At 50.0% G+C, this 26,609-nt stretch carries 21 protein-coding genes; 9 read left to right on the forward strand and 12 right to left on the reverse strand.

Annotated features, from left to right (window positions below):
* Nucleotides 1-18: 18 nt before the first annotated feature.
* Together amrS and thiL are read right to left on the reverse strand one after the other, a co-directional pair.
* Nucleotides 19-1,020 carry an AmmeMemoRadiSam system radical SAM enzyme gene (amrS, locus tag GKC03_01695; GenBank protein ID NYT11248.1) on the reverse strand — a complete coding sequence of 334 codons (1,002 nt, stop codon included), beginning with the start codon at nt 1,018-1,020 and terminating at the stop codon, nt 19-21.
* A 4-nt stretch (nt 1,021-1,024) separates the two neighbouring features.
* Complete coding sequence (thiL, locus tag GKC03_01700) at nt 1,025-1,981, reverse strand: thiamine-phosphate kinase (GenBank protein NYT11249.1); 957 nt, start codon at nt 1,979-1,981, stop codon at nt 1,025-1,027.
* Between the two features lie 239 nt (nt 1,982-2,220).
* Between thiL and larA (GKC03_01705) the strand changes: the two genes are divergently transcribed.
* Genes larA (GKC03_01705) through folP form a run of 3 tightly spaced genes read left to right on the forward strand, consistent with a single transcriptional unit; the run spans nt 2,221 to nt 5,732 of the window.
* A complete protein-coding gene (gene larA / locus GKC03_01705) occupies nt 2,221-3,462 on the forward strand; it encodes a nickel-dependent lactate racemase (GenBank protein ID NYT11250.1) in 1,242 nt (413 codons plus the stop codon).
* A gap of 43 nt (nt 3,463-3,505) precedes the next feature.
* Nucleotides 3,506-4,579, forward strand: coding sequence for a (Fe-S)-binding protein (locus GKC03_01710; protein NYT11251.1), 1,074 nt, complete (start codon nt 3,506-3,508; stop codon nt 4,577-4,579).
* A gap of 1 nt (nt 4,580) precedes the next feature.
* Nucleotides 4,581-5,732, forward strand: a complete 1,152-nt coding sequence (gene folP, locus GKC03_01715; protein NYT11252.1) for a dihydropteroate synthase — start codon at nt 4,581-4,583, stop codon at nt 5,730-5,732.
* A 7-nt stretch (nt 5,733-5,739) separates the two neighbouring features.
* Here the strand turns inward: folP and GKC03_01720 are convergent, their stop codons facing one another.
* Genes GKC03_01720 through cysK form a run of 3 tightly spaced genes read right to left on the reverse strand, consistent with a single transcriptional unit; the run spans nt 5,740 to nt 8,038 of the window.
* Nucleotides 5,740-5,934, reverse strand: coding sequence for a DUF2116 family Zn-ribbon domain-containing protein (locus tag GKC03_01720; protein ID NYT11253.1), 195 nt, complete (start codon nt 5,932-5,934; stop codon nt 5,740-5,742).
* A gap of 36 nt (nt 5,935-5,970) precedes the next feature.
* A complete protein-coding gene (locus tag GKC03_01725) occupies nt 5,971-7,107 on the reverse strand; it encodes a M20/M25/M40 family metallo-hydrolase (protein NYT11254.1) in 1,137 nt (378 codons plus the stop codon).
* A gap of 4 nt (nt 7,108-7,111) precedes the next feature.
* Nucleotides 7,112-8,038 (reverse strand): cysteine synthase A, encoded by a 927-nt coding sequence (cysK, locus tag GKC03_01730; protein NYT11255.1) that lies wholly within the window; start codon nt 8,036-8,038, stop codon nt 7,112-7,114.
* A gap of 391 nt (nt 8,039-8,429) precedes the next feature.
* Between cysK and GKC03_01735 the strand changes: the two genes are divergently transcribed.
* The 3 genes from GKC03_01735 to GKC03_01745 all read left to right on the forward strand — a co-directional run bounded on the left by GKC03_01735 (nt 8,430) and on the right by GKC03_01745 (nt 10,691).
* Nucleotides 8,430-8,972 carry a 4Fe-4S dicluster domain-containing protein gene (locus GKC03_01735; GenBank protein NYT11256.1) on the forward strand — a complete coding sequence of 181 codons (543 nt, stop codon included), beginning with the start codon at nt 8,430-8,432 and terminating at the stop codon, nt 8,970-8,972.
* Between the two features lies 1 nt (nt 8,973).
* A complete protein-coding gene (locus GKC03_01740; GenBank protein ID NYT11257.1) occupies nt 8,974-10,257 on the forward strand; it encodes an NAD(P)/FAD-dependent oxidoreductase in 1,284 nt (427 codons plus the stop codon).
* 83 nt (nt 10,258-10,340) lie between these two features.
* Nucleotides 10,341-10,691: a hypothetical protein gene (locus GKC03_01745; GenBank protein ID NYT11258.1), complete on the forward strand. Its 351-nt coding sequence runs from the start codon at nt 10,341-10,343 to the stop codon at nt 10,689-10,691.
* Between the two features lie 38 nt (nt 10,692-10,729).
* On the opposite strand, the gene GKC03_01750 is transcribed toward GKC03_01745, so the two are convergent.
* The 3 genes from GKC03_01750 to larA (GKC03_01760) all read right to left on the reverse strand — a co-directional run bounded on the left by GKC03_01750 (nt 10,730) and on the right by larA (GKC03_01760) (nt 13,551).
* Nucleotides 10,730-11,878 (reverse strand): UxaA family hydrolase, encoded by a 1,149-nt coding sequence (locus tag GKC03_01750; protein NYT11259.1) that lies wholly within the window; start codon nt 11,876-11,878, stop codon nt 10,730-10,732.
* 15 nt (nt 11,879-11,893) lie between these two features.
* Nucleotides 11,894-12,193, reverse strand: coding sequence for a UxaA family hydrolase (locus GKC03_01755; protein ID NYT11260.1), 300 nt, complete (start codon nt 12,191-12,193; stop codon nt 11,894-11,896).
* 80 nt (nt 12,194-12,273) lie between these two features.
* Nucleotides 12,274-13,551 carry a nickel-dependent lactate racemase gene (larA, locus tag GKC03_01760; GenBank protein NYT11261.1) on the reverse strand — a complete coding sequence of 426 codons (1,278 nt, stop codon included), beginning with the start codon at nt 13,549-13,551 and terminating at the stop codon, nt 12,274-12,276.
* A gap of 371 nt (nt 13,552-13,922) precedes the next feature.
* Between larA (GKC03_01760) and GKC03_01765 the strand changes: the two genes are divergently transcribed.
* Entirely contained in the window at nt 13,923-20,039 is a 6,117-nt protein-coding gene (locus GKC03_01765; protein ID NYT11262.1) for a hypothetical protein, read from the forward strand.
* A 109-nt stretch (nt 20,040-20,148) separates the two neighbouring features.
* Nucleotides 20,149-20,622: a thioredoxin-dependent thiol peroxidase gene (gene bcp / locus GKC03_01770; protein NYT11263.1), complete on the forward strand. Its 474-nt coding sequence runs from the start codon at nt 20,149-20,151 to the stop codon at nt 20,620-20,622.
* A 15-nt stretch (nt 20,623-20,637) separates the two neighbouring features.
* Here bcp and GKC03_01775 read toward each other — a convergent pair whose 3' ends face one another.
* The 4 genes from GKC03_01775 to GKC03_01790 all read right to left on the reverse strand — a co-directional run bounded on the left by GKC03_01775 (nt 20,638) and on the right by GKC03_01790 (nt 25,392).
* Nucleotides 20,638-21,681, reverse strand: coding sequence for a mechanosensitive ion channel family protein (locus GKC03_01775; protein ID NYT11264.1), 1,044 nt, complete (start codon nt 21,679-21,681; stop codon nt 20,638-20,640).
* 153 nt (nt 21,682-21,834) lie between these two features.
* Nucleotides 21,835-23,487 carry an AMP-binding protein gene (locus GKC03_01780; GenBank protein ID NYT11265.1) on the reverse strand — a complete coding sequence of 551 codons (1,653 nt, stop codon included), beginning with the start codon at nt 23,485-23,487 and terminating at the stop codon, nt 21,835-21,837.
* Nucleotides 23,488-23,496: 9 nt separating this feature from the next.
* Entirely contained in the window at nt 23,497-24,060 is a 564-nt protein-coding gene (locus tag GKC03_01785; protein ID NYT11266.1) for a cupin domain-containing protein, read from the reverse strand.
* A 207-nt stretch (nt 24,061-24,267) separates the two neighbouring features.
* Nucleotides 24,268-25,392 carry a hypothetical protein gene (locus GKC03_01790; GenBank protein NYT11267.1) on the reverse strand — a complete coding sequence of 375 codons (1,125 nt, stop codon included), beginning with the start codon at nt 25,390-25,392 and terminating at the stop codon, nt 24,268-24,270.
* Between the two features lie 108 nt (nt 25,393-25,500).
* Here GKC03_01790 and GKC03_01795 point away from each other — a divergent pair, with 108 nt between their 5' ends.
* A complete protein-coding gene (locus GKC03_01795; GenBank protein NYT11268.1) occupies nt 25,501-26,286 on the forward strand; it encodes a 2-keto-4-pentenoate hydratase in 786 nt (261 codons plus the stop codon).
* Nucleotides 26,287-26,609 lie beyond the last annotated feature (323 nt).

A 26,609-nucleotide genomic window follows, 5' to 3' on the forward strand; every position in this document is an offset into this window, starting at 1 on the left:
CTTATACATACGCATCTTTCATCGGACGATCATGTTGAGCGAACGTCCGCATTTTCCACATTTCCCATCCTTCAATTCAACGACATTCGTCCTGAATCCCGTTCTCTGGATGACCAAGGTCCCACAGTCTGGGCAGTAGGTGTTCTCCCGATCATCGGAAGGTACATTTCCAAGATATACGAATGCCAAGCCTTCTTTCTTTGCGGTGTTGAAGGCCATGTCCAGCGTGGAAATCGGAGTGGGTTTGATGTCTGTCATCATGTAATCAGGATGGAATCGGGTGAAATGAACGGGCATCTCGATGGAGATCGAGGAGACCCATTTCGAGAAATCCCTTATCTCATCCTCAGAGTCGTTCATGTCTGGAATGATGAGATACGTCAGCTCGACGTGGATTCCGAGAGAGTGGGCGAGTTCCACGGTGTTGAGCACAGGTTGAAGGTATGCCTTGCAGACCTTGCGGTAGAAGTCATCCCTAAAGGCCTTCACATCGATGTTCATCGCATCGAGGAAAGGAGCGATCTCCCTAAGGGGTTCCTCGTTGATGTAACCATTCGTTACATATGTCGTGGCCAAACCCCTCTCCTTGGCAACCACTGAACTGTCGAATGTGAACTCATGCCATATGGTAGGCTCGTTGTAAGTCCAGGAGATGATTCTGCACCTGTCACGCTCACTGATTTCGCTCACCTGCTCCGGGGACAGATTGCTAATTTGAAACATCTCCACATTGGCTTGCGATATGGAATAATTCTGGCAGTGAAGGCAGCGGAAGTTGCAGCCGATACTTCCCAGAGATAGTGCCATCTCTCCTGGCATGAAGTGGAATAATGGCTTCTTTTCTATTGGATCCACATGAATAGATGATGCTTTTCCATAGATCAAGGTCATTAGATTGCCGTTGTGGTTCTGCCTTACACCGCATATTCCTTTCTTATCAGGGGCTATGGCGCAAGTATGGGGGCAGAGGCCGCAGGAGACCTTTCCACCAGCCTTCTTCCAGAACTTGGCCATTTTCATATTATCAGGCAAAATGTTCCCAACCTCGATTCTCAAGGTTAACTATCTCCCCCTGCCTGGATAAAATGTTTTCTCTGCCCTCCATCGCCCTTCCAATGATCCTGATGCCTGGAATATCTCTCCTGACGTCATCCAGTCCATCTGGGGAGATGGTGAAGAGCAATTCATAGTCACCGCCGAAGAATAGCACCAGCTCTTCTAGGTCTACCCCAGATATCCCCGACATCTGAGCAACATCCTTTCCCATGGGAATCGATTCCCATTCCAGTTCGAAGGCTACTCCACTGGCGTTCGAAAGCAGATGTACAGAATGAGCCAGTCCATCTGATATGTCAATGCAGGCCGTGACATGACCCGATCCCGACAAGGACCTCCCTTCTATTATTCTAGGCCATGGCTCCATGAGAGCTCTTATTCCCCTAGGACAGTCGATTTTCTCCCTAATTGAAATGAATCCAGCTGCTGCCTGGCCAAGTTCCCCGGTCACGGCCAGGAGATCACCAGGTACCGCCCCGCTCCTTCTGAGGAGTCCCTCCTTATTGACCTTACCCAAGGCGGTGCCGGTCAGGATGATCTCCTTTGCTTCCTTGGTATCTCCGCCCAGGAGGCTCACTCCCATTTTTCTGGAGCAATCGTCGGCACCTTGGATCATTGCCATCACCCTATCGGCATCCATATCCCTGGGCAACCCCATTGCCAACAGCAGTCCGAGCGGTTCTGCTCCCATAGCTGCAATGTCACTGTAGTTAACCGCGGCCACCATCCAACCGATCTGCCAGTCAGTCATGCCAGATGGCGAGTGCGAGACCTTAGAGACAAGGTCGGTGCTGACAACAAGGTAAAAGGATCCCATATCGATGGCCGCAGCATCGTCACCCGGTCCTACTGCCACCCCACTTTCCAACCTTTCCAGTATTCTGGAGACAATGGCTTTCTCCCCCAGGTCGTCCAGTCTCGCCATGATGCATGGAGGGTACTAGGTTCGAGAAATAATTTTCTGAGGTTGCCAATCAATTTCATCATCACTTTTTCCATTTTATTCGATGAATTACTAGGATATTCGGAATGAAAATCCATTGAGATAACTGTATTCGAGATGATTCCCCGATTAATATCATAATTCTTGGTAGAAGTGAATTGATATTGATGTTCATTTTTTCCAAAGGATTAAAAAGCACCTTCCGATTAATCCTAGTTCCAATGAAGATCGAAGTCCCCTATGGCGTAGATGAGATTTTGGAGGCGGAGATCCCCGATATCAATTTGATTGGAATCGTCGAGCCGAATGAGGTCGAGTCCAAAGACGGCTTCGATGAAATACGGGATTCCCTTGACAACCCAATTGACTCTCCTGAGCTTGCTGAGTTTCTAAAGGGTTCCGAGAACCCAGTGTTCATACTCAATGATGGGACCAGACCAACACCTTCCAGCAAGGTCCTTGAGGCACTCTCAACAAGGATCAACATGTCATTCCCCAAATACCTGATCGCTACAGGGGCTCACCGGGCTCCAACTGAGGATGAGTACCTTTTCATCTTTGGCAGGTTCTACGATATGCTGAGAGGAAGGGTCCATGCACATGATTCAAGAAAGGATCGAACAGTCTACTTGGGAGATTCAAAGAATGGCACGGAGATGTGGATAAACGAGATCGCGGTGGACGCGGATAGACTGATCATCATAACTAGCGTCGAGCCCCACTACTTCGCTGGTTACACTGGCGGTAGGAAATCCATCCTACCGGGCGTTGCTTCATTCGACACCATCGAACAGAATCACAAGTTGGCCATGAGGAAGGAGGCTCAGTCCCTCTCTTTGGACGGGAATCCGGTGAACGAGGACATGGTGGACGCGCTGAAAGTGCTGGAAGGCAAGGAGATCTTCGCCATCCAGATCGTGCTGGATCGTCATCACAATATCTACAAGGTGGCATCTGGGAATCTGTTAAGCAGCTTCAGGAAAGCCGTGACCTGGGCAAAAGAGGTCTTCTCAGTGGATGTGGGAGAGAAAGTGGATGCGGTAATAACCGTGGCCCCATATCCCATGGACGTGGATCTTTACCAGTCCCAAAAAGCCATGGACAATGCCAAATGGGCTCTGAAGGAGGGAGGGAAGCTCATACTCGTCTCCAAGTGCAGGGATGGGATAGGGCACGATACTTTCTACAAGCAGCTTTCCATGTCGGAGAACCCATCCGAGATATTGGAGAATCTAAAGAAGGAGTACCAACTTGGGTTCCACAAAGCCGCAAAGCTTGCCGAGGTGGCTCTATGGGCGGATCTCTGGGCGGTTACCGACCTTGATCCTGGTACTCTCAGTAAAGCTAATATACAGCCCTTCGATAGCTTACAGGCTGCGGTCGACGCCGTCCTCCAGTGGAAGGAGGACGCCAAGATACTTGTGTTGATGAACGGCAGCGTCACAGTACCCAGAGTTGATTGAAATGACCGATTCAGACTTCATCGACGCGAAGCATCTAGAGAAGATGCGCAAGGCCTTGATGACCTGCACCTACTGCGGATTCTGCAAGAGCGTTTGCCCGGTCTTCGATGATGTGAGATGGGACCCAAGTGCGGCCCGGGGTCGAAATATTCTTGCCTACGGTCTGCTGAATAAGGACATACCCGCCGACGATTCGGTGATCGAGTATATCTATCAATGCACCACTTGCAAGGACTGCGAGAGACGCTGTCCTTCCAACATTGAAGTGGTGGACATCGTTGAGAGCTGCAGAAGGGACCTGGTGGAGAACGACAAGTTGCTTCCCAAGCACCGCAGGATAGTGGATAACATAATCAAGTTCGGTAACCCCTACGCCGAGGAAGAGAGCGTTGCCAAGACTCTGGGTAAGGAGCCTAAACATGCCGAGGTGGGTTACTTTGTGGGTTGCACTAGCGCCTACCGCAATCAGAGTACCGCCGATGCTACCATTTCCATTTTGGAGAAGACGGGAGTGGATTACACACTTCTGGATGAGGTGTGTTGCGGGAGCGTGATGCAGCGCATAGGATGGAACGAAGAGGATCTCGTGGATCTCATGGAACGCAACGTGAAAGCAATTGCTGACCTGGGGGTCGAAGAGGTCATTTTCTCCTGCGCTGGGTGTTACCGAATGTTCAAGGAGGAGTATCCCAAGTTCGTGGATGTTCCCTTCAAGGTTCTTCATGTATCGGAGTTCCTTGCGGATAGGAATCTCAAGCTCAAACCATTGGCCAAGAGTGTCACATATCATGATCCCTGTCACCTGGGTAGGCACTGTGAGGTGTACGAGGCACCCCGCGAACTGCTAGCCAAGATACCTGAAATAGATTTCAAGGAGATGCCGAGGAACAGGGACACTTCAAGATGCTGTGGTGGCGGCGGCGGAGTGAGATCTGCCTACCCTGAATTGTCTGGTGATATAGCAGGTGGGAGAGTAAGAGAGGCGGAGATCGCCGATATTCTGGTGACCTCATGTCCTTTCTGTGTGAACAACCTCAAGCTTGGATGCGATAAGGTAGGCTCAGATATCGAGGTCATGGACCTTGTAGAGCTGATAGAATCGCTCCTCAAAGAGTGAGATGATAGCTAGGTTCAGATTCTACGGCAGTCTGAGGGAGGCAAAGGCGGAATGGACCCGCTTCCATCTCCCGGCGATGGTTGATGATGAGCGGCAGCTCTTCACCAAGGCATTCGCCTTCATCGAGGACGCAGATCCGATAGAATTGGCAAGTCTTAAGGGCGATGTTGAAGACCTCGGGGGAAAAGCTTACCGTTGCGACACCTCCATCTCAAGAATGCTGATTGTCGGCTCTCGGGACATGTTCCCAGAACTATCGGAGATTGCATCTCCAGTCGCCGTCACCCTGAGGGAGGCGCTCTCCAATTTACTTTGCCGGGAGAATAGGACTATCAGAATTGGCGGACATGACATCGTTCTCGACCGTACGCAGGTAATGGGAATCGTGAACGTCACTCCAGATTCATTCTCAGATGGCGGTCTTTGTTTTGGGGTCGATAAGGCTTTTGATCGAGCATTGCAGATGGCGGAATACGGAGTGGACATGATCGATGTGGGAGGAGAGTCCACTCGACCATTCTCTGATCCAGTATCGGAGTCGGAAGAGCTGAAGCGTGTGATCCCGGTTATTGAGAGACTTTCTGATGAATTGAGAGTTCCAATATCCGTGGACACCAGGAGGCCCAATGTGGCCTCGAGGGCTTTGGAGTCCGGTGCGGTCATGGTCAACGACATCTCTGGACTTCGAGATCCCGCCATGATATCCGCGGTCGCAAATGCTGGAGTGCCAGTCGTCCTGATGCACATGAGGGGGGAGCCCAAGACCATGCAGGAGAACATTCGCTATGATGACGTGGTGGGCGATATAATGACGATTCTCAAGAGGAATATCTCCGCAGCGATGGAGGCTGGCATGGATCCTGAGAACATCATAATCGACCCGGGAATAGGCTTTGGAAAGACCACTGATAACAATCTGGAAATCATCCGCCGCCTATACGAGTTCAGATGCATGGACCACCCCATCATGGTGGGACCCTCTAGGAAGAATTTCATAGGCAAAATCCTGGATCTTCCCGTAGCGGAAAGGTTGGAAGGGACCCTGGCAGCCTCAGTGGCATCAATCATCAACGGGGCGGACATGATCCGGGTTCATGATGTGAAAGAAGCTGTAAGAGCTGCGAAAATGGCCGATTCCTTTAGAAGGTTCTGAAAAGGGGTCACATCGTGGCAACGAAGCCAATGATTATGAAGGCCACAGCCGCACCCATGTAGAAGATCAGCATCTTTCTTGATTCCTTCTTCCGTTTTTCCATTAAGGTTTTCTTGCACTCCTCTGAGCAGAAATCCTCACCCTCAGGTATTGGGTCATCACAGTAGAAGCAATGGGAATGTGGTGGAAGACTCGCCGCCATCCTTCACACAAACTCCTTGAACATACTTAATCCTTTTCAGGGGCCAGGTAATGAAAGGAATTCAAGCGCTGTCTGCTTAATTATCCTAGAGCAGGCGATCACGCTCTCGATGCTCACGAATTCCTCTGCCTCGTGTCCCTTGCATCCGCTTGGACCGAAGACCACAGATGGTATCCCGGATTGGTTCAGAATTCCGGCTTCTGGCCAACCCTCCATTCCACCCAATTGAATCTCCATACAAAGTGAATTGGCAGCGGACATGAGAGAATGGACAATATCCTCATCGGGTGATATTTCAGTAGCCTTCCTGAAGAAGATGATCCTTCCCTTGATATCGATGCCATTGTTCCGAAGGGACGATATTATCTCGTCGATCTCTTCCTGTATATCGGACTCCGTCTCGTCAGGCAACGTCCTCCTCTCGACTCTGAGTCTACAGTAAGCAGGGTATGTCGACCACCCCTCGCCACCGGAGACCTGAGAGGCGTGGAGCGATGCTCGTCCTAGGAGTTCGTGACCGGTCTCTGAGATCAAATCATCAAGCTCACTCAATCTTCCTAGGAGCTGACCGCATCCCATGATGGCGTCAATCCCAAATTCGGTATCGCTGCCGTGGGCTGCTCTCCCGCCAATATCGAATTCGATCCAGGCGAATCCCTTATGGGCTACCACCGCTTTCATGTCGACCGGTTCGATCACTATTGCGGCGTCTGCGGTGACCTCCTCAACGAGCCTATCCACCCCCACCGCTTCGAATTCCTCATCCATGGTAGCGGCGAAAATGATCTCGCCGGGCAACTCATGACCGAGAAGTCCTTCTAGTGCCAGGAGCGTGGCGGTCATCCCCCCCTTTGTGTCAGCGGATCCCCTTCCGTAGAGGCGGTCCCCTTCGATTCTTGGATCGAAGGGAGGGATTGTCATTGTGTCAATGCCCACCGTGTCCATGTGACTCACGATCAGCAGCTTTCTCTCTCCGCCTCCAAGTCTAGCTATCAGATTGCTCCGGCCGTTCTTAACCCTCTGCTCCTTGTATACTATGCCCCTCATCTCAAACCATTCTTTGAGGTAATTGGCAAGTTCCAACTCTCCTGGATGGGAGGGCGAGAGCGATGGATTGACGCTATCAATGGTGACCAGGTCGCTGAGCAATCCGATAACAGACTCTCGATCCATGGTCTCATTCCTTCTCGAAGAGGTCCGTCGAAAAATATCTCATGCCAGTATCGGGAGCCAAGGTGACCACTTTGTCCCCCGGTCCCAATTTCTCAGCCACCCTAAGTGCGGCGATCACGTTGGCACCAGATGAGATGCCGCCCATTATGCCCTCTTCCCTTGCGAGCCTCCGTGCCATTAGGATGGCATCCTCATCCGAGACGACCTCCACACTGGAGATAATGTCGGTATCGAGCACTTGCGGAATGAACCCGTCTCCGATGCCCTCTATTCTATGATCACCGTTCTCACCGTAAAGGATGGCAGAGCAACCCTCTGGTTCGACCGCGACAATCTGGGCATCGATCCCCTGCTCCTTGAAGTATCTTCCCACTCCGGTCAGCGTTCCTCCTGAGCCCACGCCAGCGATGAATGCCTTTAAATCACTTCCTGCCTGCTCCACGATCTCCGGTCCTGTCGTTAGCTGATGTGCTCTGACATTGTCAATGTTTTCGAACTGGCCGGGCATCCAATAATCTTCACTGCTCTCCAGTATCTCCTTCGCCTTGGCCATAGCAAGGTCCACGCCTACCTCTGTGCCTGGAGTGAAGACCAGATCGGCTCCGTAGGCGCGGATGACCATCTTCCGCTCCTCGCTCATCCTTTCAGGCATGACGATGGTTATAGGATATCCCTTGATTGCTGCCGCTAGGGCGAAGGCAATGCCAGTGTTTCCGCTGCTCGCCTCCACTATCCTTTTCCCTGGCTTGAGCTCACCGCGTCGCTCTGCTTCCTCGATCATATACAGGGCAATGCGATCCTTAACGCTTGCGCTGGGATTGAAGAACTCTAGCTTGATCAGCACTTGGGCTCCACTCTCTGGGGCAATATTCCTAAGTTTCAACATCGGCGTATTGCATCTAAGCTCAAGGATGTGATTTGCTACCTTCATTTCACCACCCTTCCGTTTTCTTTGGTACAATCCGCCATGGACTATCCCGGCTTTAAGAACTTTCCATTAACGCCCATGAAACCCAGAGTTGATAAATGATAAGCGGGATAGAATAGAAGGGAACATCCCCAATGACATCCTATAGAATACAATTTCTCGGAAATTCTCAACCAATCTCGAATTGAATATGATATTATTCGAACCTACATCGGTAGTAGCTACGAAATCTAGTTAATATCTGAACTATTCTTGATTTTGTTAGACGAATGCCGATGGTTGGTGAGAAAATCTTAATATTTCTGAAATCAGTGGGAGCTGCGGTCTATATTCGAAAAATGGGCTTGTGCTTTAGCTTTCAAGAATATTTCGTCAAACACCGGGGGTGTATGCGTTGAAGAAGATTAAGATAAATCTTGATAAGTGCCTCGGATGTAAGGCATGCGAGATAGCATGCGCAAGGGAGCATGCTTCATCTGAGAATCTTGCAGATGCTGCGAAGGAGAACCCCAAACCAAAGTCCAGGATCAAGATCCAAAGAGGAATCAGGATCCGGAATGAGGAAGAGCGAAGGGCCCCCTTCGGTGAATCCAAGAAGAAACTCCCCAAGAAGGCAGTATATGCTCTTCGATGTCGGCACTGCTCAAGTCCCCGTTGCGTGGACGCCTGCATAACCGGTGCCTTGAGGAAGGACAAGGAAGGTGTGGTGATCCACGAAGCGGACAAATGCGTAGGATGCTGGATGTGTATAATGGCATGTCCTTACGGGGCAATCAAGAGGGACCCCGCTTCAAAAATAATCCTCAAGTGCGATTTCTGTCTGGGGAGGTACACCCCAGCCTGTGTCGAGGCCTGCAAGACCGATGCCATAGTAGTAGTGGAGGTCGATGACTCCAGTGGAATCTTGGTCGAAGAGGTCGTTGAGGAGATTGGTTAAAATGGACAAGTTCAAATATATCGTGATCGGCAACAGCGCTGCGGGAATCGCAACCGTCGAGGGGATAAGAAAACTCGACGGTGAAGGGACAATTGCCGTTATATCTGACGAGGATATGCATGCCTACTGCCGCTGTCTCACATCCTATTACATCAAGGGTAAGGTGGCCAAGGAAGGCCTACTGTTCAGGCCCAAGACCTTCTATGAGGATCTTAAGGTAACCCCTTTCCTTGGGAAGAAGGCCATCAAGATCAAGCCAGAAGAGAACTGGGTGGAGCTTGAGGGAGGAACCAAGCTCGGATATGATGAGCTCATGCTTGGAACGGGTGCCAGCGCGGTGGTCTACGATATGCCTGGCCATGAAAAGAAGGGCGTGTTCGTATTGAGAAAATACGACGATGCGGAAAAGATACTCAGTGAGGTTAAACCCGGAAAGAAGGCCGCGGTCCTTGGCGGAGGGCTCGTAGGACTCAAATCAGCAGACGCCCTTCATGCCCGGGGGATAGAGACTTACGTCATTATCACCTCCAAACAAGTGATGTCCCAGACTATGGATCCTGAGGGTGCAAAGATCATACAGGACAGGCTTGAGGAGAATGGCCTACATGTCATCACTGGAACTAGTGTTGAAGAGATCCTGGGCGGTGATCATGTTGAGGGTATCAGACTTTCAAGCGGGGCGATCGTAGAGATTGATATCCTGGTCTTCGGAAAGGGAGTTTTCCCGAACATCCATCTTGCAGTTGACGCTGGTCTGGAGACCGATTACGGCATCCTTGTAGACGAGCACATGAGAACCAGTGTCGCCAATATCTACGCAGCGGGGGACGTGGCAGAAGCCAAGGACCTGATCAATGGAGGTCGTTACATCCATGCCATATGGCCTAACGCGGTGGAACAGGGTAAAGTCGCTGGACTGAACATGGCCGGCGGAAACGTGGAATACGAGGGAGGCATGGGAATGAACTCAGTCGAGTTGTTCGGCCTTCCATCGATAAGCATGGGCATCACCAAGCTTCGAAAGCCAGATGATTCATATGAGTTCCTGTCCAAGCTTGAGCCTGATAAACCCTTCTACCGCAAGATAGCCGTCAAGAACGGAAGACTGGTGGGCGCTGTTTGCATTGGCCAGGTGGAGAACGCTGGCATCTTCGCAGAGCTCATCCGCCAGAAGATCGATGTCTCCGAAATCAAAGAATTGCTACTGGATGAGGACTTCGATTACGCGAAGTTGCACGACCTCAAGATACTGGACGACGAGGACATGTTCGTGAAGGTGTCTTGAGGGTACTAATCGAACACAGACATTCCAGCCATCTTCTTCTATTTTTAACAATTTTTATCTAGGCGTAGCACATGCCATGGAACATGTGGAAGGTGTTCGGGGTACCCGAGAATATCATCGAATCTGGAGAGGTCTGGAAGAACCAGTTGATCGAGCTCTCCAGGAGGAAGAAGGGAAGGCCTCGGTTCTTGGAGATCATGGAGGTCGCTGAGGTCTCCCATTGGTTCGATAGCATCAAAGAGATACATGTGTTCTATGTTGAACTGCCGGAGAGGTTTGGGTCAGATGATGTTGAGTTCATTAAGGATTTCATCATTAAGATAATCAAGGGAAGCGAGGAACCCGTGATATCACTTTTCGATGATCCCCAGAGGTACACTGTGATCATTACCTCAGAGAGTGAGAAGGACGTCTACAGAGGAATGAAGAAATAGGATCGATATCCGCTAGGATAGTTATTCTCCATTTTTTGTCAGAGGGTGGGTCCAACTCTCCAAATGTCCACGAAGCGGTATCCAAGTACCTCCGCCTTTGTCATCTTGCCAGAGGCGACATTTAGTACTTCATGATAGAGCTTTTTACCTGCCTCTGAAATTCCCATTCCTGCCGTTATGATGTCGGATACATCGACGTCGATGTCATCCTTCATAGTCTTCGCTGTTCTGGGATTTCCCGTGATCTTCATCACAGGAACCACTGGGAGTCCAAAGGGAGCGCACAGTCCTGTGGAGAAAATTACCAGCTGAGCTCCTGCGGCCATGAAACCCGATACGACCTCGACCTCCCGCCCGGGAGAATCCATTACGATGAGACCATTCTCAGAAGGTTTCTCGGCGTACTCGATCACTTCATTTAGAGTCCTGCTTCCCGCCTTTGCTATGGCACCTATGGACTTCTCCTCGATGGTGGACAAACCTCCTTTGATGTTTCCGGGTGTTGGCTGAGATCCTCGTATGTCAACGCCGGTCTTGATGCCCTCCTCTTCTATCCTGTCAACGATCTGGAGCAGTCGCTTTGCCACCCTCTCGTTCTTCGCGCGCTTCGCCATAATATGCTCGGCCCCAATGATTTCGGTGGTCTCGCCGATTATGACCGTTCCCCCATCATCTATAATCATGTCCGCTGCATATCCAGTGGCCGGGTTCGAGGCAACTCCAGAGGTCGTATCTGAGGCTCCGCACTTGATTCCCACCGTAAGGTTCGACAGATCGAAAGGTTTTCTTGAAGTCATCGATGCCTCCTGAGCCATCTCCCTAGCAATTCTTACGCCTTTGTCTATTGCCTGAAGTGTTCCGTTCTCTTTCTGGATACCAATGACCTCAACGTGCTTTCCGGTTCTCGCGATATCATCAGCGAGCTGTAGGGGATCGACAGCTTCGCACCCCAAGCTAACGACGAGGACTGAGCTACAGTTAGGATTAGATCCAAAGCCCACCAAGGTTCTTCTTGTCATATCCAGATCCTTGCCCATCTGGATGCAACCCTGGTGATGCAGGAATGCTCGCGTATTCTCCACCCTCGCCTCTATTCGTTTGGCTACCTCGTTCGCACAGACTACCGAGGGAAGAATGGCGACATGATTCCTGACACCAGCATCTCCATTCTCCCGTTCAAATCCCATGAATGTTTCCATAGCTCATTCCTCCTGGGAAACGAGATCCCCTCTGCCTCTCAGACTCTCCACATTGTGAACGTGAACATGTGCTCCCTCTTTGATACTCACAGTGGCCTTTGCGATGACCTCACCATACTTCAATATCTCCTCTCCGAGCTCGATGTTCCTGGTTGCGAACTTGTGGCCAAAAGGAATGTCCTGAAGGATTTTTATAACTCTATCCTCGCCATTCCGTATTGTGACCTCTTCGCTCTCCTTGAGCTCATCCAGCGCGGTTGCCACATTATCCTTTTCGCTCAGAACTATAGCTTTGCTCATGATTTCCCTCCTTTTCTGTCAGATATCCATTCTCAATTATCTTGAACATTGGTAATGAGTATAACGACATTAGGCGAAATTATTCACCTCATGTCAGGAGGCACTGGAAGCACATCACCTCCGTGATGTATGATCCCTATCCTCGCCCCTTCTCCGTGCTTCTTGAGAGCCAATTCCAGAGCTTCTTGCACAGTGTCGGCGTGTATGAGGTCCATGGATTCCTTTTCCTCCCGTGTCAGCCCATCGGAGATCACATAAGTGTCCACGTCTCCTGTGGCTTTCTTAATGACCAGCAGTATCGATCCTGCCACCCGGTCATCGACCTGGTCACAAAGCATCATGCTCTTCAGTTCGGCGTAGGTTGAGCGGCCTTTCTCCGAGAGGAAGGGGTGGTTACCAATTCCATCGGGTGTCGCGCTAACGAAGATTAATGAACCGCCCTCATCTAGGGTGCGACGAGCGTAGGATAGCGGCTTGGTGGCCTGCCACATGTCAGCGTCCGCGGGTTGTGCTTCCATGATCACGATGTCCACCTTCTCCTTCAACTCCTTGACGAAGATGTCCTTTGAGTGTTTCATTCCCGCGTTATGGGCCGCGACCACATCGCCCGCGACCACCTTCACCAGCTCTTTATGAGCGTTGAACACAACATTCACGATGAAACGGAGTCCGGCCTGTTTTGCCACCTGTCTCATCTCATCCATAGCCTTGTTCTGAATTTTTCCGGCGAAGTGGAGCACGCGATCATCATCCTGGCATATGAGAAAGTGGGTGGCTGCAGTTGTTTCTGGACCGCTAATCCCTGGCTGGATGATCTTGGCTCCACCCGAAAAACCGGCAAAGCAGTGGGGGACGATGCTTCCAACCGCGATTAGGAAATCGGAGTCGTATGCCAACTTGTTGACCTTTATGGGTGTCCCGCTCTCAGTGTGGCCAAGATCAACCAATTTCTCTTCCTCCATCCACTCGTGATTGATGACCCTCACCCTCTTGTAGTTCTCCTCACCAATGCATTCCCTGATCTCCCCTTCCTCCATGTAGCGGTGAGTGCCAAGAGCCACCATCACAGTGATGTCACTGTCTGGAATGCCCGCATCATTCAACTCGTCCAGAAGGATTCTCAATATCGTCCTCCTTGGAGTGGGCCTTGTGAAGTCATCCACCAGGATCATGATCTTCATACCGGCGTTCACCAGTTTTCCCAATCTTTCGCTCCCAATGGGGTTGCTGATGGCCTCCTTTACCGCAATTTCCTCATTTTCCACAGGCTCAGCCTCTTCGGGCCAAAGTTCCCATGCTAAGCCATCATCAGGGACCTCGAAGTGTAGCTCCCTCTCTCCGCAGACCACTGATCGTTTCATTTTGCCCCTCTTTCTCTTCAATTCACGACACCATATATTTACTATGCCCCGTTAACTGCTCTCAAATGATCTGCTGGATAGAATATGGGAAAAATATACGAATATAGGAACATTGCTACGGAATACAGTAGAATATAAATTCACTTTAACTAGGATATTAACGGAACCTCCTCTGGTTTCATAAAACCCCCTCTCAAAGTCTCTTTTTATAGGGTTCTCACTATATGTAGCCGAATTCTTTCAAATGTCCAGTATTATCCTCATTTTATTCTTATCTAAAATGATTTTCATAACCAATAATCAGGTGATTGATAATCTGGAAATAGCCCTTTTTTATAGAGAATTCGAAGCCCACTATGTAGGTAAGACCAATGTCGGTGGCTTTCAAAGATGAGCACAGTGTTGTTCGTTTTCTAACGCTTTTCGTAGCGGCAACATTCATTCTTATCTTACCGTTGAGTGTGGTTTTCGCAAATTGCCCTCTCTGTGAACCAAGCGGGGCGATTACAGTAACGGAGTCTCCTGTTCAGGATGATCTCTTCCTACCAGAACCTGATGGTGAAACCCCCCTAATGAGAATCCAGGGGATGCTGACCGGAACGAACACCTCACCGGTCAGCCTTCACCATCTAACTCAGGCAGAAGCCGAGGACCTGATGGAAATATTGGGTACTCAGGATTCGAATGAGGAATATAATCTCCTGATCGAAGGATTTGGAACCGGTCTTACTCCCCCGTCCAAAGAGGAATGGGACCAGATGATCGGAAGCACAATCGTCGTTGAGGTGGGTGAATACTCCATCCTTTCAGCCCCTTCAGCATATGATCTCTCGACTGACCCGTGCTTTCCACAGGTAAGGAGTCAAGGAGGCCAAGGTTCCTGCGCCGCATGGGCCACAGCATACTATTCCTATGGCTACCTGGAAGCCAAGGACAACGGCTGGACGGATGCGTCCACAGGAAACGATGATCATCTCATGTCCCCTGCCTGGACATATAACAAGGTGAATGGAGGTTCTGATTCGGGTTCATCATTGACCGGCAATGCCAGGATCATCCGTGACTGGGGAATTGCCTCGATGGCCAGTATGCCTTACAATGATCAAGATTCCGTCAGCTGGGGTACTGAGAATGCCTGGCGTGAAGCCCCTCTTCATCGCTCGGTCGATTCGTTCTACCTATCATACAACGGTGACAGCACCCTCCAGTACGTGAAGGATCTCATCTACTCAGGTACACCTGTGGCCTTTGCGATGGACGCATACGAGTATAATCCAGCATTCTCCGATGGCAACTACATCATGTCATCGTACGAGTATGACTCCACAACGATCAACCATGCTCAGACCTTCGTAGGCTATGATGACTCGGTCACCGACGACGGGGAAACAGGAGCTTTCAAAGTAGTGAACTCCTGGGGCACGAACTTCGCGGACGATGGATACTACTGGCTGACCTACGATGCCTTCAAGGAGATGGGGAGCATGCTCTCGCTCCGCTATCTCGAGGATAAATCGGATTATGTCCCTTCCATAGTGGCAACCTGGGAGTTCAGTTCCTCGCCCTCGAGGGAGGCGGACTTCGAGGCGGGGATTGGATCTTACTCTTCCCCAGCTTCTACGAAGGTGCCATATTACAGCAAGAACTCGGCCTCTTACAACCACGTCTACCCTGGGTTCATGTGTCTTGACATCACTGAGTTCCAGTCCCAATACAGCGCTGGAAACAACGAATTCTATCTTGAGGTATCATCATCAGATATCTCTGGTGCTCTTTCCTCTTTCCTCATAGAGATATATCAGGGAGGGTACTCACCAGGGACTCCCAGTTTGCTTTCCTCCGAGTCCCCTGACGTACCCATGAGTAATCCCGGTCATGTCACCAACACGATGGAGGACAGTGGTGACACAACCCCTCCATCAATATCTATCTTTGAGCCTCTAGATGGAGCGGTCACATCTATGACCCAGATGACGATCTCATGGACCGGATCAGACGCCGAATCTGGAATAGACCGCTACGAGGTCAAGCTGGACACATATTCGTGGTTTGATCTAGATACCTTGACCTCATATACATTCACCAATCTCACCCAGGGTTCACACAGCGTGCAGGTAAGGGCGTACGACTGCTCTGGGAACAATGCCTTGGATAGCGTCTCTTTCTGCGTTGACAGCACTAATCCTGGGGTCGATATACTCTCTCCTTCGAACGATGCTCTTCTCAGCTCATCATCTCTCACTGTGAGCTGGACCGGGTCTGATGCGGTCAGCGGCATCGATCACTACACGGTGCGGTTGGACCTTGGACCTTGGATCGATGTAGGTACCCAAACATCCCGTTCCTTCAGTGAGCTTGGTCAGGGCTCCCACACCGTTCAGGTCAGGGCCTATGACATGGCAGGGAACAATGGCACCGACGAGGTCAGCTTCACAGTGGACTCCATTGGTCCTGACCTGGAGATCCTAGCTCCTTCAGATGGAATGGTATATAGCTCAACCACAATCGATGTCAGCTGGACGGGATCTGATGGCGATAGCGGCATTGACTATTACCAGGTGCGGATCGACCAGGGTTTCTGGCTGAACATAGGTGCTCAGACATCTCACCAATTCACAAGTATTTCCCAGGGCGACCACACGGTGGAGGTCAAGGCTCACGACCTAGCTGGTAACCTCGCCCTGGAATCGGTATCGTTCACTATCGATACGATCTCACCTTCAGTTGGAATAGTAACTCCCGAAGAGGGTGAAGAACTCACTCAGTCGAACGTGGAGGTATCATGGTTAGTCACCGATGCAGGTGGTGTAGAATATATCGAGCTTAGGCTGGATGGAGGGGGATGGAACAACATGGGTCTTGGAACATCAGCGTTCCTTAGCCTTGATGATGGATCCCACACAATCGAGATAAGAGCATTCGATCTCGCGGGGAACGTGGGTCAGGACTCCGTCAGCTTCAACATTGATTCCTCCCTGCCATCAGTGGAAATAACCTCCCCGTTCAATGGTTCGATATTCAATCTCACCCAGGTCACTGTATCTTGGACCGGTGATGATGGCGGATCTGGAATCGACCATTATGAGTTGAAGGTTGATGACGGTATTTGGACATCATGTGGCCTCTCCACATCGGTACAGCTTGAACTCGGTGATGGGTCTCATTTGGTCCTGGTGAGAGCACTCGATGGTGCCGGTCACGCCGCAACTGATTCAGTGGGATTCAGCATCGATACCATTTCCCCCCTGGTCACCCTAATCAACCCAAACCAGGGAATTCTCGACTCCTCCTCAATCATCGTGGAATGGCAGGGTTATGATTCGGGACTTGGAATACTCGAATTCGAGCTTAAAGTGGACGGTCAACCATTCTATTCTGGTACAAATACTCAATACGAGTTGAGTTCCCTTGATGAGGGGACCCATTTCCTCATCATAAGGGCGTATGACCTCGCCTTGAACCGGGCAGAAGAATCCTTTGCGTTCACCATTGACACAGTTGACCCCTATGTTACCATAGTCTACCCCTCGAATGGGGAGATGTTGAACTCATCAACAGTGACATTGCAATGGCAGAGTTGGGATGCCACCTCAGGTGTCTCAGGCTCCTGGATGAGGCTGGATTCAGGCAACTGGAACGGAATCGGTAACGCCACATCAATGACCATCTGGTCTCTCGATGACGGATATCATGAGGTCGAAATAATGGCGATCGATCAAGCTGGAAATCAGGCGATTGATTCCATTGGATTCTCTATTTGGACAGGTGTCCTCGAGATTGAGATCGTATCACCTCATGATGGGGAGCTGCTTTCGGTCGATTCTACGACCGCAACGTGGGCGTTCAGCGGATCACCATTCGGTCTGGACCATTACGAATTGAGGTTGGACTACGGCTACTGGAGCGATATGGGGCTTCAAACCACATGCAACCTTCACTTCCTTGAGACCACTTGGCACACACTAGAGGTACGTGTTTTCGATGGGGTTGGGAACTCAGCCACTGACACAGTGCAGTTCGAGGTAGACACTATGGCACCAACAGTCTCCATCACCTCACCTCTGGAAGGGGAGGGCATCACCGCTTCATTCGTGGTAGTGAGTTGGAACATCGAGGAGTTGGGCTCGGGATTGACCTCTGTCTTGATCAATCTAGATGATGGTGATTGGATTCATGCTGGTGAAGGTCACACATTCACATCCGTCTCCCCTGGTAACCATACAATAGCATTGTGGGCGGTCGATGTGGCTGGTAACTCAGGGAGCGCAACGGTCAACTTCACCATCGAAACAATGCCACTTGGAGTGGACATCCTACACCCAGCGGAAGGGGAAATCGTCTCCAATTCAGATATCGAGATTGCTTGGTCAGGGGTAGAAACCGTCTACGGTATCGATCATTATGAGATAAGAGTCGATGACGGCGCTTGGGTGAACGTCGGACTGAACGACACATACCAGATAGAAGACCTATCTGAAGGAGTCCATGAAATCCTCGTGATGATAGTGGATGGGATAGGTGATAATGCCTCATCATCCATCACCATTACGGTAGATGTCTCATCTCCATCAGTAGAGATCATATCACCATCCTCTGGAATAACAAGAGATACGACCTTGCTTGTACAGTGGTTGGGAAGCGATGCCATTTCTGGAGTCGATTACTTCCAGTTCAGGATCGATCAGGGGCCCTGGCAGGCGACCACCGGCACATCAACAACCATCGGATCGTTGCAGGATGGAGAGCATATCTTCGAGGTGGTCATTTTCGATCTGGTAGGTCACAGCTCCTCCGACTCCCTATCTGTCACCGTCGATACCACGCCTCCTGAATTGGAGATCCTGGATCCTGTGGATGGTCTCTTGACAAACCACTCTGATATTGAGGTACGCTGGTCCCTGGAAGATGCAGATGATTCCTCACTTGAGATCAGCATCGACGGCTCGGAATGGATATCGATCGGAGCGGTCGAATCATTGGAGATCGACCTGGATGGAGAAGGGGAGCACATCCTCGAGCTCAGGGTCAATGATGAAGCGGGCAACACAGCCGTCGATAGCGTTTCGGTATATCTTGACACCACACCCCCGGTCCTGCTCATAGAGACGCCCGAAGAGTTCCAACTGTTCAATTCCTCAGCAGTCTGCATAGCCTGGCTCGCCTCGGACAACCTCTCCGAACCCATCAGTTGCTATATTTCAATCGATGGAGGTTCCTGGATGAGCCTTGGATCAATGGCATCGTACAACATCGTTGATCAAGATGATGGAGATCACACCGTTGCTGTCAAGGCATTTGACCAGGCCGGCAATTCGTTCACCAGGAGCGTCTCCTATAAGGTAGATACCTCACCACCATCTATAGAAATCGAATGGCCATCTGGAGGGTCGGTCTTAAATCAGACCGATGTGACGATAAGCTGGACGGCTTCTGATCTCACGAGCGAGGTACTCTCTGTCGTCTTCTCCATCGACTCTGGAATCTGGATTGACGTCACGGGAAACAGCACCTTCGAAATCACATTCACGGATGGAGTTCATGTCATCAGCGCGAAGGTAGAGGATCTGGTGGGCAATTGCCTGATTTTGAACACATCCTTCACTATGGATACCGAACTTCCATACATCAATTTCCTATCCCCGGTCTTGGGATCGAGAATCAACCTCACTTCTGTTCACATTGAGTGGGATGCTGGGGACAACCAGACCGGTCTGCACCATTGCCTCCTATCGATCGATGGAGGTCCATGGCTGGATGTTGGAACCGATCATAATCTCACTGTGCAATTGCAAGGTGAAGGTAGTCACGTGATCACAATTATGGCACTCGATGGTGCGGGACATTTCCAGAAAGCCAACGTCTCCGTCATAGTAGATACAATAGCTCCATCAGTTGTCAACCACTCTCCAGTGGGCGACTCGGTTGAAATAGACGCCCCCATCACCATCACATTCTCGGAGCCAATGGACATTGGGAGTGTTGAGATCCGGCTCAATGACCTTGAGGAGATCCCATTGTGGAACGGTCAAACCGCTATATTGAATCCTTCAAACGGTTTCCAATATGGTTCGACCTATACTTTGGCGGTCTTTGGAAAGGACATATCAGGAAATCAGGTTCAGGAGGAATGGTCGTTCAGCACAATTGCATTAGGAATCATCAGTGGTATTGTCCTCGACGATGATGACCAGCCGATCGCAAATGCGTTGGTATCATTGGATACTGGAGAGAGCACCACCACAAACAGTGAAGGTCATTTCATTCTCGAGGCACCTCCTGGGAGCTACACGATCACCATCACCAAGGATGGCTATGGAGGAAAGGTGATGGACGTTCAGATATCGGATGGCCAGACCCAGGTGAGTAGTAATCTCGAACCGCTCGACGATTCATTCAGTCTGGATCAGAATATGATGTTGATCCTCATCATAGGAATCATATCTTGCATCGCAATAGCCGGTATAGCGGTCAGAAGTAGACACAAGTGATCAATGGAGAGGGGGTGAACGATCCCGCCATATCGTGCTTTCTCGAGGTAACGGTTATTATCCCCCTGCTTTAATGTTCATTTCATCGAACTTCATGGAGGTTTTCAAGATGGCTCGACTTGATGTGGGGGACAAAGCCCCTGATTTCTGTCTCCTGGACATGAATGGGAAAGAGATCTGCCTTTCCAACCTGAAGGGTGAATTTGCCGTGGTCTATTTCTATCCAAAGGACATGACAAGTGGCTGCACGAAGGAAGCACACGACTTCACCGAACAGCTGGATAAGTTCAAGTCCGTCAATGTCCCGGTCGTAGGAATAAGTCCTGATTCGCCTGATAGGCACAGGAAGTTCATCGAGAAGAATGACCTAACGATCACCCTGCTATCAGATGAGGGACACGAGGTCCTTGAGAGATACGGAGTCTGGCAGAAGAAGAACATGTATGGCAAGGAGTTCTGGGGCGTTGTGAGGACAACATTCATAATCGACCCGAAAGGAAATATCGCAGCCTCCTGGCATAAGGTGAAGGTACCTGGGCATGTTGACGATGTGCTCTCAAGATTGCTTACACTATTGAAATGAAAACAGAAGATTGGGTCAGGTACCCTTTCTCCTCATCTCCTCATTTACCCCAGATTTTTCATTCGTTGATATGCCTCCCAGGATCTGGGTATGTGGATAGGCTATTTCCACCTTCTCATCCTGATTGAACTTACTCCATATTCTCCTTGTGATCTCCGAGTGCACTCGTCTTCTGGTTGACGCTTGACACAGGTATATCACGTATAAATTCACTCCAGAATCCGCGAACTTCATTCGCACCTGTGGTTGTCTCGGGATCTCTGTCCGGAGGTCGTTCAGTTCCATTTTGTCCTTATATTCATCAAACTTGCGGATCATGAGGTCTCCGACAACCTCGTTTGCAGCCTCAGTGATGAGTTTGACGGCAATATCGGTATCACTTTCGTAGGTGACCAGGATGGAGATCTCGTCCCATATTAGTGGTAAGTCCCGGGTGTAATTATATATGGGGTGGGAGAACATGAAACCATTCGGAATTGAGACTATCCTCCCAGTGAATGTGTCTCCCGCCATCCAATCACCGAACTCTCTAATCTCGGTTTGAATGGTGCTTATGTCGATAACATAACCATTCACACCCGCTATCGAGACTCTATCACCGATTCTGTATATCGATCTCGTTGAGATGAACAACCATCCGACAATGTTCAGTAGCGGTTGCTGGAGGACGAAGGCCATTGCCGCCGCAAATAGACCCAGAATGATTGCCCAAGAGTTAGGATCGCTTATAACGCCAAATAGCAGGCCTATTATCACTAAAGCCCAAATTATGTAGCTGATGATCTTCCAGGTAGATCTGGCCTCTGCCTCTTTCCTCGTCGAAGTGACCATGTACCTTACGAAGACCTTCCCCCCGATCTGCAGGAAAAACCATGTGATCGAGAGGACGATTCCAGCTGTCAGTCCCAGATTGATGAATCCCTTGCCTCTTTCAGAGATGGATGTAAGAATGATCCCAGCGTTCATCAATATGAAGATTAGAATCATCACGCCTATTAGTGCTAAAATAATGAATTCCATCCTCGATACGAGGGGTTTCTGAATCTCCTCTTCGCTCAAGTGGTAGGTGTATTCCATCTTGGATTAGAAAAAGCTTCTTCAGGCCACTTCATCACAACACAGGTCAATTACAGAATTTGGAATGAGATGTTCATCTTTGGATGAGCACCAATTCTCGAACCGTAATGATCAGGACGGATTCATCGAGATGGATCATGCTTCTGACCAAAGAACGGTCGATTCTTCCCTGAGCTTGTACTTCATTATCTTGCCACTGGCAGTCAGGGGATAGGAGTCCACGAAAGTGATCAGCTTGGGTATCTTAAACCAAGCGATCTTCCCCCTGCAGTAATCCTGAATATCCTCGGCGGTCATCTCTACCCCTGGCTTGAGGATAATGAATGCGCCAGGCTGCTCACCGTACTTCTTGCTGGGAACTCCAACCACCTGAACGTCCTGGACGCCATCGATATGGTGAATGAAGTCCTCCACCTCCTTGGGGTAGATGTTCTCTCCACCACGAATGATCATGTCCTTGAGGCGACCAGTGACCGCGAAGTACCCCTCCTCATCGACGATACCTATGTCACCAGAATGGAGCCAACCCTCCTCGTCGATGGCCTTCGCGGTCTCCTCTGACATGTTGTAGTATCCTTTCATGACATTGTATCCGCGGCAGCAGATCTCTCCTGGTTCACCTGTCTCACAAAACTCTCCGGTCTCAGGGTTCATCACCACGGCTTCAATCCCAGGGTAAGGTTTTCCTACAGTGGAGCACTTCTTCTCTAGAGACGGCTCATCGAATAAAGTCTGGGTAATCCCCGGAGAAGCCTCGGTTAGACCGTATACAATCGTGACCTCCCTCATGTTCATCTTCTCTACGCTCTCGTTCATTGTCTTGACTGGGCATGGGGACCCCGCCATTATACCGGTCCGAAGTGTAGAGAAGTCAAACTTATCGAAGAGGGGATGGTCCATTATCGCGATGAACATCGTAGGCACGCCGTATAGAGCGGTACAACCCTCTCTCTCCACAGACATCATAACATTGATCGCATCATATTTCTCCAGGATGACCATGGTCGATCCGTGATTGATGCTCGAAAGGACTGCGAGCACGCATCCGAAGCAATGGAATAGCGGCACTGGGATGCATATCTTGTCATTTGGGCCCAAATTCTGATTTGCCCCTGTCCAGTAGCCGCAATTGCCTATGTTATGGTGCGTCAGCATTACGCCCTTGGGAAATCCGGTTGTTCCGGAGGTGTACTGCATATTCACCACATCGTGGCAATCGAGGCTTTCCTGACGGGCACGGTATTCATCATCAGTGGTCTGGCAAGCTAGTGCCATGATCTCGGGCATGGAGTACATTCCACGGTGCTTCTCAGGCCCCAGGAACATGACCCTCTTGAGATGTGGATATTTCAACGATCTCAGCTCGCCCCTCTGATGCTCTTTGAGTTCTGGAATAAGCTCATAGAGTGTGTTGACATAGTCTGTGTCCCTGTAACCATCTATGACGAAGATGTTCTCGGTTTCCGACTGCCTGAGAATGTAGTCTATCTCGGCCGATTTGTAGTTGATATTGATGGTCAGAAGTATGGCCCCTATCTTGGCCGTGGCTAGTTGAAGGGTTACCCAGTGCGGAACATTGGTGGCCCACACCGCCACCTTCTCTCCTTTCTTGACTCCAAGAGCCATCAATCCTTTGGCGACCCGGTCCACAGTGTCTGAAAACTCCTTCCAGGTCTCCCTGTAGTCGCGGTCAACGTAGACGATCGCCTCTGTGTCAGGATACTTGCCGACCGTCTCATCAAGGATCTGACCCAGAGTCACTTCCCTGGTTATTTCTTTCCTAGGCATCAAGCTCCCTCAGAAAGGCATGAACAGCGTGGCGTATATCTCCGCCCTGGAATCTCCCTTTGCGCCGAGGTAGTGGGGCACCAGGGAGTTGTAGTACATTGAATCCCCTGCCTTGAGATCGTAGGTGGCCTTCCCGTATATCAGTTCGACCTCGCCCGAGACCACTATGATGAACTCCTCTCCTTCATGGGAAGAGAGTGTCTTGCCATCACACGGATCTATCTTGATGAAGAAAGGTTCCATGTGCCTGTCGGTCTTTCCCTTGCCCAGGGGGTAGTAATGATAGTGCCCTTCCACACCACCAATGACTGAGGAGGTCTCCTCCTGACGATCCCCGTGTGCTACAATCAGTGGATCGTTGACGAACTGATCGTCCATGAAGGTTCCCAGCCTTTGTCCTAGTGCGCGTGCGATCTTGACGAGGACGTTGATAGCAGGGTAGACATCACCCTTCTCGATGCTTTCTATGAGAACGGTATCAACACCCGAGTTCTTGGCGAGTTCCTCAACGTCAAGGCCGAGACGCTCCCGATATGTGCGGATTCGTGTTCCAAGTTTCTCAGAAGAAGACATGTTTCCATCCAACCCTCTTTACCGGAAACATGGCAGGCCATGAAATCTAGACATGACCTCCGTGATTCGAATGGGCGGGAATCACATCAACTATAATAAACATTCTCGACTTCCCTTCAAGAATTCCTCACGATCTTTATTGGAAAAGGGGACCAGATATATCCAAATTGAGATCAGTATCTGTTCGAAGGTTGCGAAGAATAGAATTCAATCATCACCTGGTAACGAAACCTTTCTCCTCAGAATTTCATACCGTTCCTTGATGTTCTTGGCCAATTCGGAATCATAGTAATTGAAGAAAATATATGTGAAGAGAATGGCCAGGAGACTGAGTGTGACGTAGTAACCCACAAAGGAATTCAGGAGCGTACCGGCCTCGTACTCTCTTAACGCGAGTCGTATGAAGAGCGCAATGGTACCTAGAGCAACAAATGTCTGCAGGATTCTGGATTTGATTCCGTTGAAAAGCATGAAGTCCTTCTTCACGCCGGGTATTCGAGCGTTTACGGATGTCAGGGCAAACCATGGTATTACCACCAGAGGGATGATGATTGATAGCGTGCTCAGAATATTCACCGCATCCAACAAAGACAACGATTCCAGGACAACTGGATTGAGGCTGACATACACCGCAAGAACTGTCCCTATGAAAAGCTCCCAGCCCACTGCCTGAATGAACATCCGCTTTGGAAAATAACGCCTCTCGAAAGGCTCGCCGATCTTCAGTTCTGTCATTTCCAATACGTCTGGGATGTCCATGAACCACACGACGATTCTAGCTGAATAAGGATCATTCTTCCCTCTGAATCTCACTATCATGTTGAGTATATGGGGAAGGAGCCTTCGCGTGATCAACACCGTGATCCATATCACGCCAAAACCAATAGATGTGTAACCTAAAGCTCCACCCCAAACTCCGAAGGATAATCCCGCGAACAGAATGAGTGTGGATGTCAAATCCATGTAAGGGTTCAGCTCAATTGAGAAACCAGGAATTCCTATCGAGATGGGCTCATTGAAGAAGAAATAACAATAGAATGCTGCAATGGCTCCGACCACCACTGCTCCAATTGTCGCCCACTTGAATATCTTGTCGGTCGGAACGATTCCGTAGTCTCCACGAGCAACCCAGGACATGATGCCTATCGTGATAAACGTGAAGTTGAGCATGGTGAGAGCAATACCGTAGAAGGAATCCTCTTCCTCCGAGGTGAGGGAAGTGACCAAAATGATTGCGAAGCTGACAGCCAGAAGGATGGCAAAGACCTTGATTAAAGTGCGATCTGTTCTTTCAAGATGATCAGATATACTCTCCCCCGGCGCTCTATTCATCCGAAGAAAATAGGATTTTCAAGACTGTAATAGTTTAGTTAACGGAATAATGAGGTTCGGAGAAGGAAAACTAGATTAATCCATGAGAACATGAATTTGGTCGATCTCATGCTCACGAAGGAGGAAATAGCGGGATTTGCCAAGGAGCTTGTGGCAGCTGAGAGAAATGTGGAACCCATAGAACCACTGACCGCGAGAGCGGACATCACCATAGAGGATGCTTACCAGATCCAGCTCGAGATTATCAGGGTCAAGAAGGCTGATGGCGAGATCGAAGTTGGAAAGAAGATAGGACTCACCAGCAAGAGGATGCAGAAGGCCTTCGATGTCGACATGCCTGATTACGGCCATATAATGGATATAATGATGGTTGACGAGGGAACACCAATTCAACTTTCCGAACTGATCCAGCCGAAGATCGAGGCGGAGATCGGTTTCCTTCTTGATGACGACCTCGTCGGCCCGGGTATAACAGCCCTAGATGTACTCGATTCCACCGCCGGAGTCATGCCCACCTTCGAGGTGATCGATAGCCGGATAAAGGATTGGAAGATAAAGATACAAGACTCGATCTCCGACAACGCATCGATCGGTCGAGTGGTTGCAGGCGGCATGCTGACAGACATCCTAGGTTTGGACCTAAGGACAATTGGGATTGTGGTTAGGAAGAACGGGGACATAGTGGAGACCGCGGCTGGAGCGGAGGTCCTAGGGAACCCCGCGCAGTCTGTAGCATGGTTGGCGAACAAGCTCTCCGACTATGGTGTTTACCTCAATGCAGGAGACCTGATAATATCTGGCTCGGTGATATCGCCTATAGTCGTTGGAGAAGGAGATGTCATCCACGCCGAGTTCGGTGGAGGAATGGGTGGCGTGGTTGCGTACTTCAAGTGATCATTGATCGAAGATCGCTCACAAAAGATCTCCTTTCAAAATGGGAGAACGCCCATATTATCTGGATAAGAAGGAGAGTGGGTCCGCCCAGATTCGTGATTCCCATTGGCCAGACGTTGTTATTTCCAGGAGAATAACGCGATTTCGCGCATTCGTCGTTTCCGGCAAACCTTTTTCTTTTTATTGGAAAAGTATCGTCATTATCGTCATAGCGTCATCCAGTACCCTATGACGGTATCATGACGATAGATGCAACATCGTCATCAGATGGGATCAACGGGATTAGAAGCCGAAAAAACGTCTAGCTAGAGACTGATTTGTAC

The organism is Methanomassiliicoccales archaeon (assembly GCA_013415695.1).
GTDB lineage: Archaea > Thermoplasmatota > Thermoplasmata > Methanomassiliicoccales > JAAEEP01 > JAAEEP01.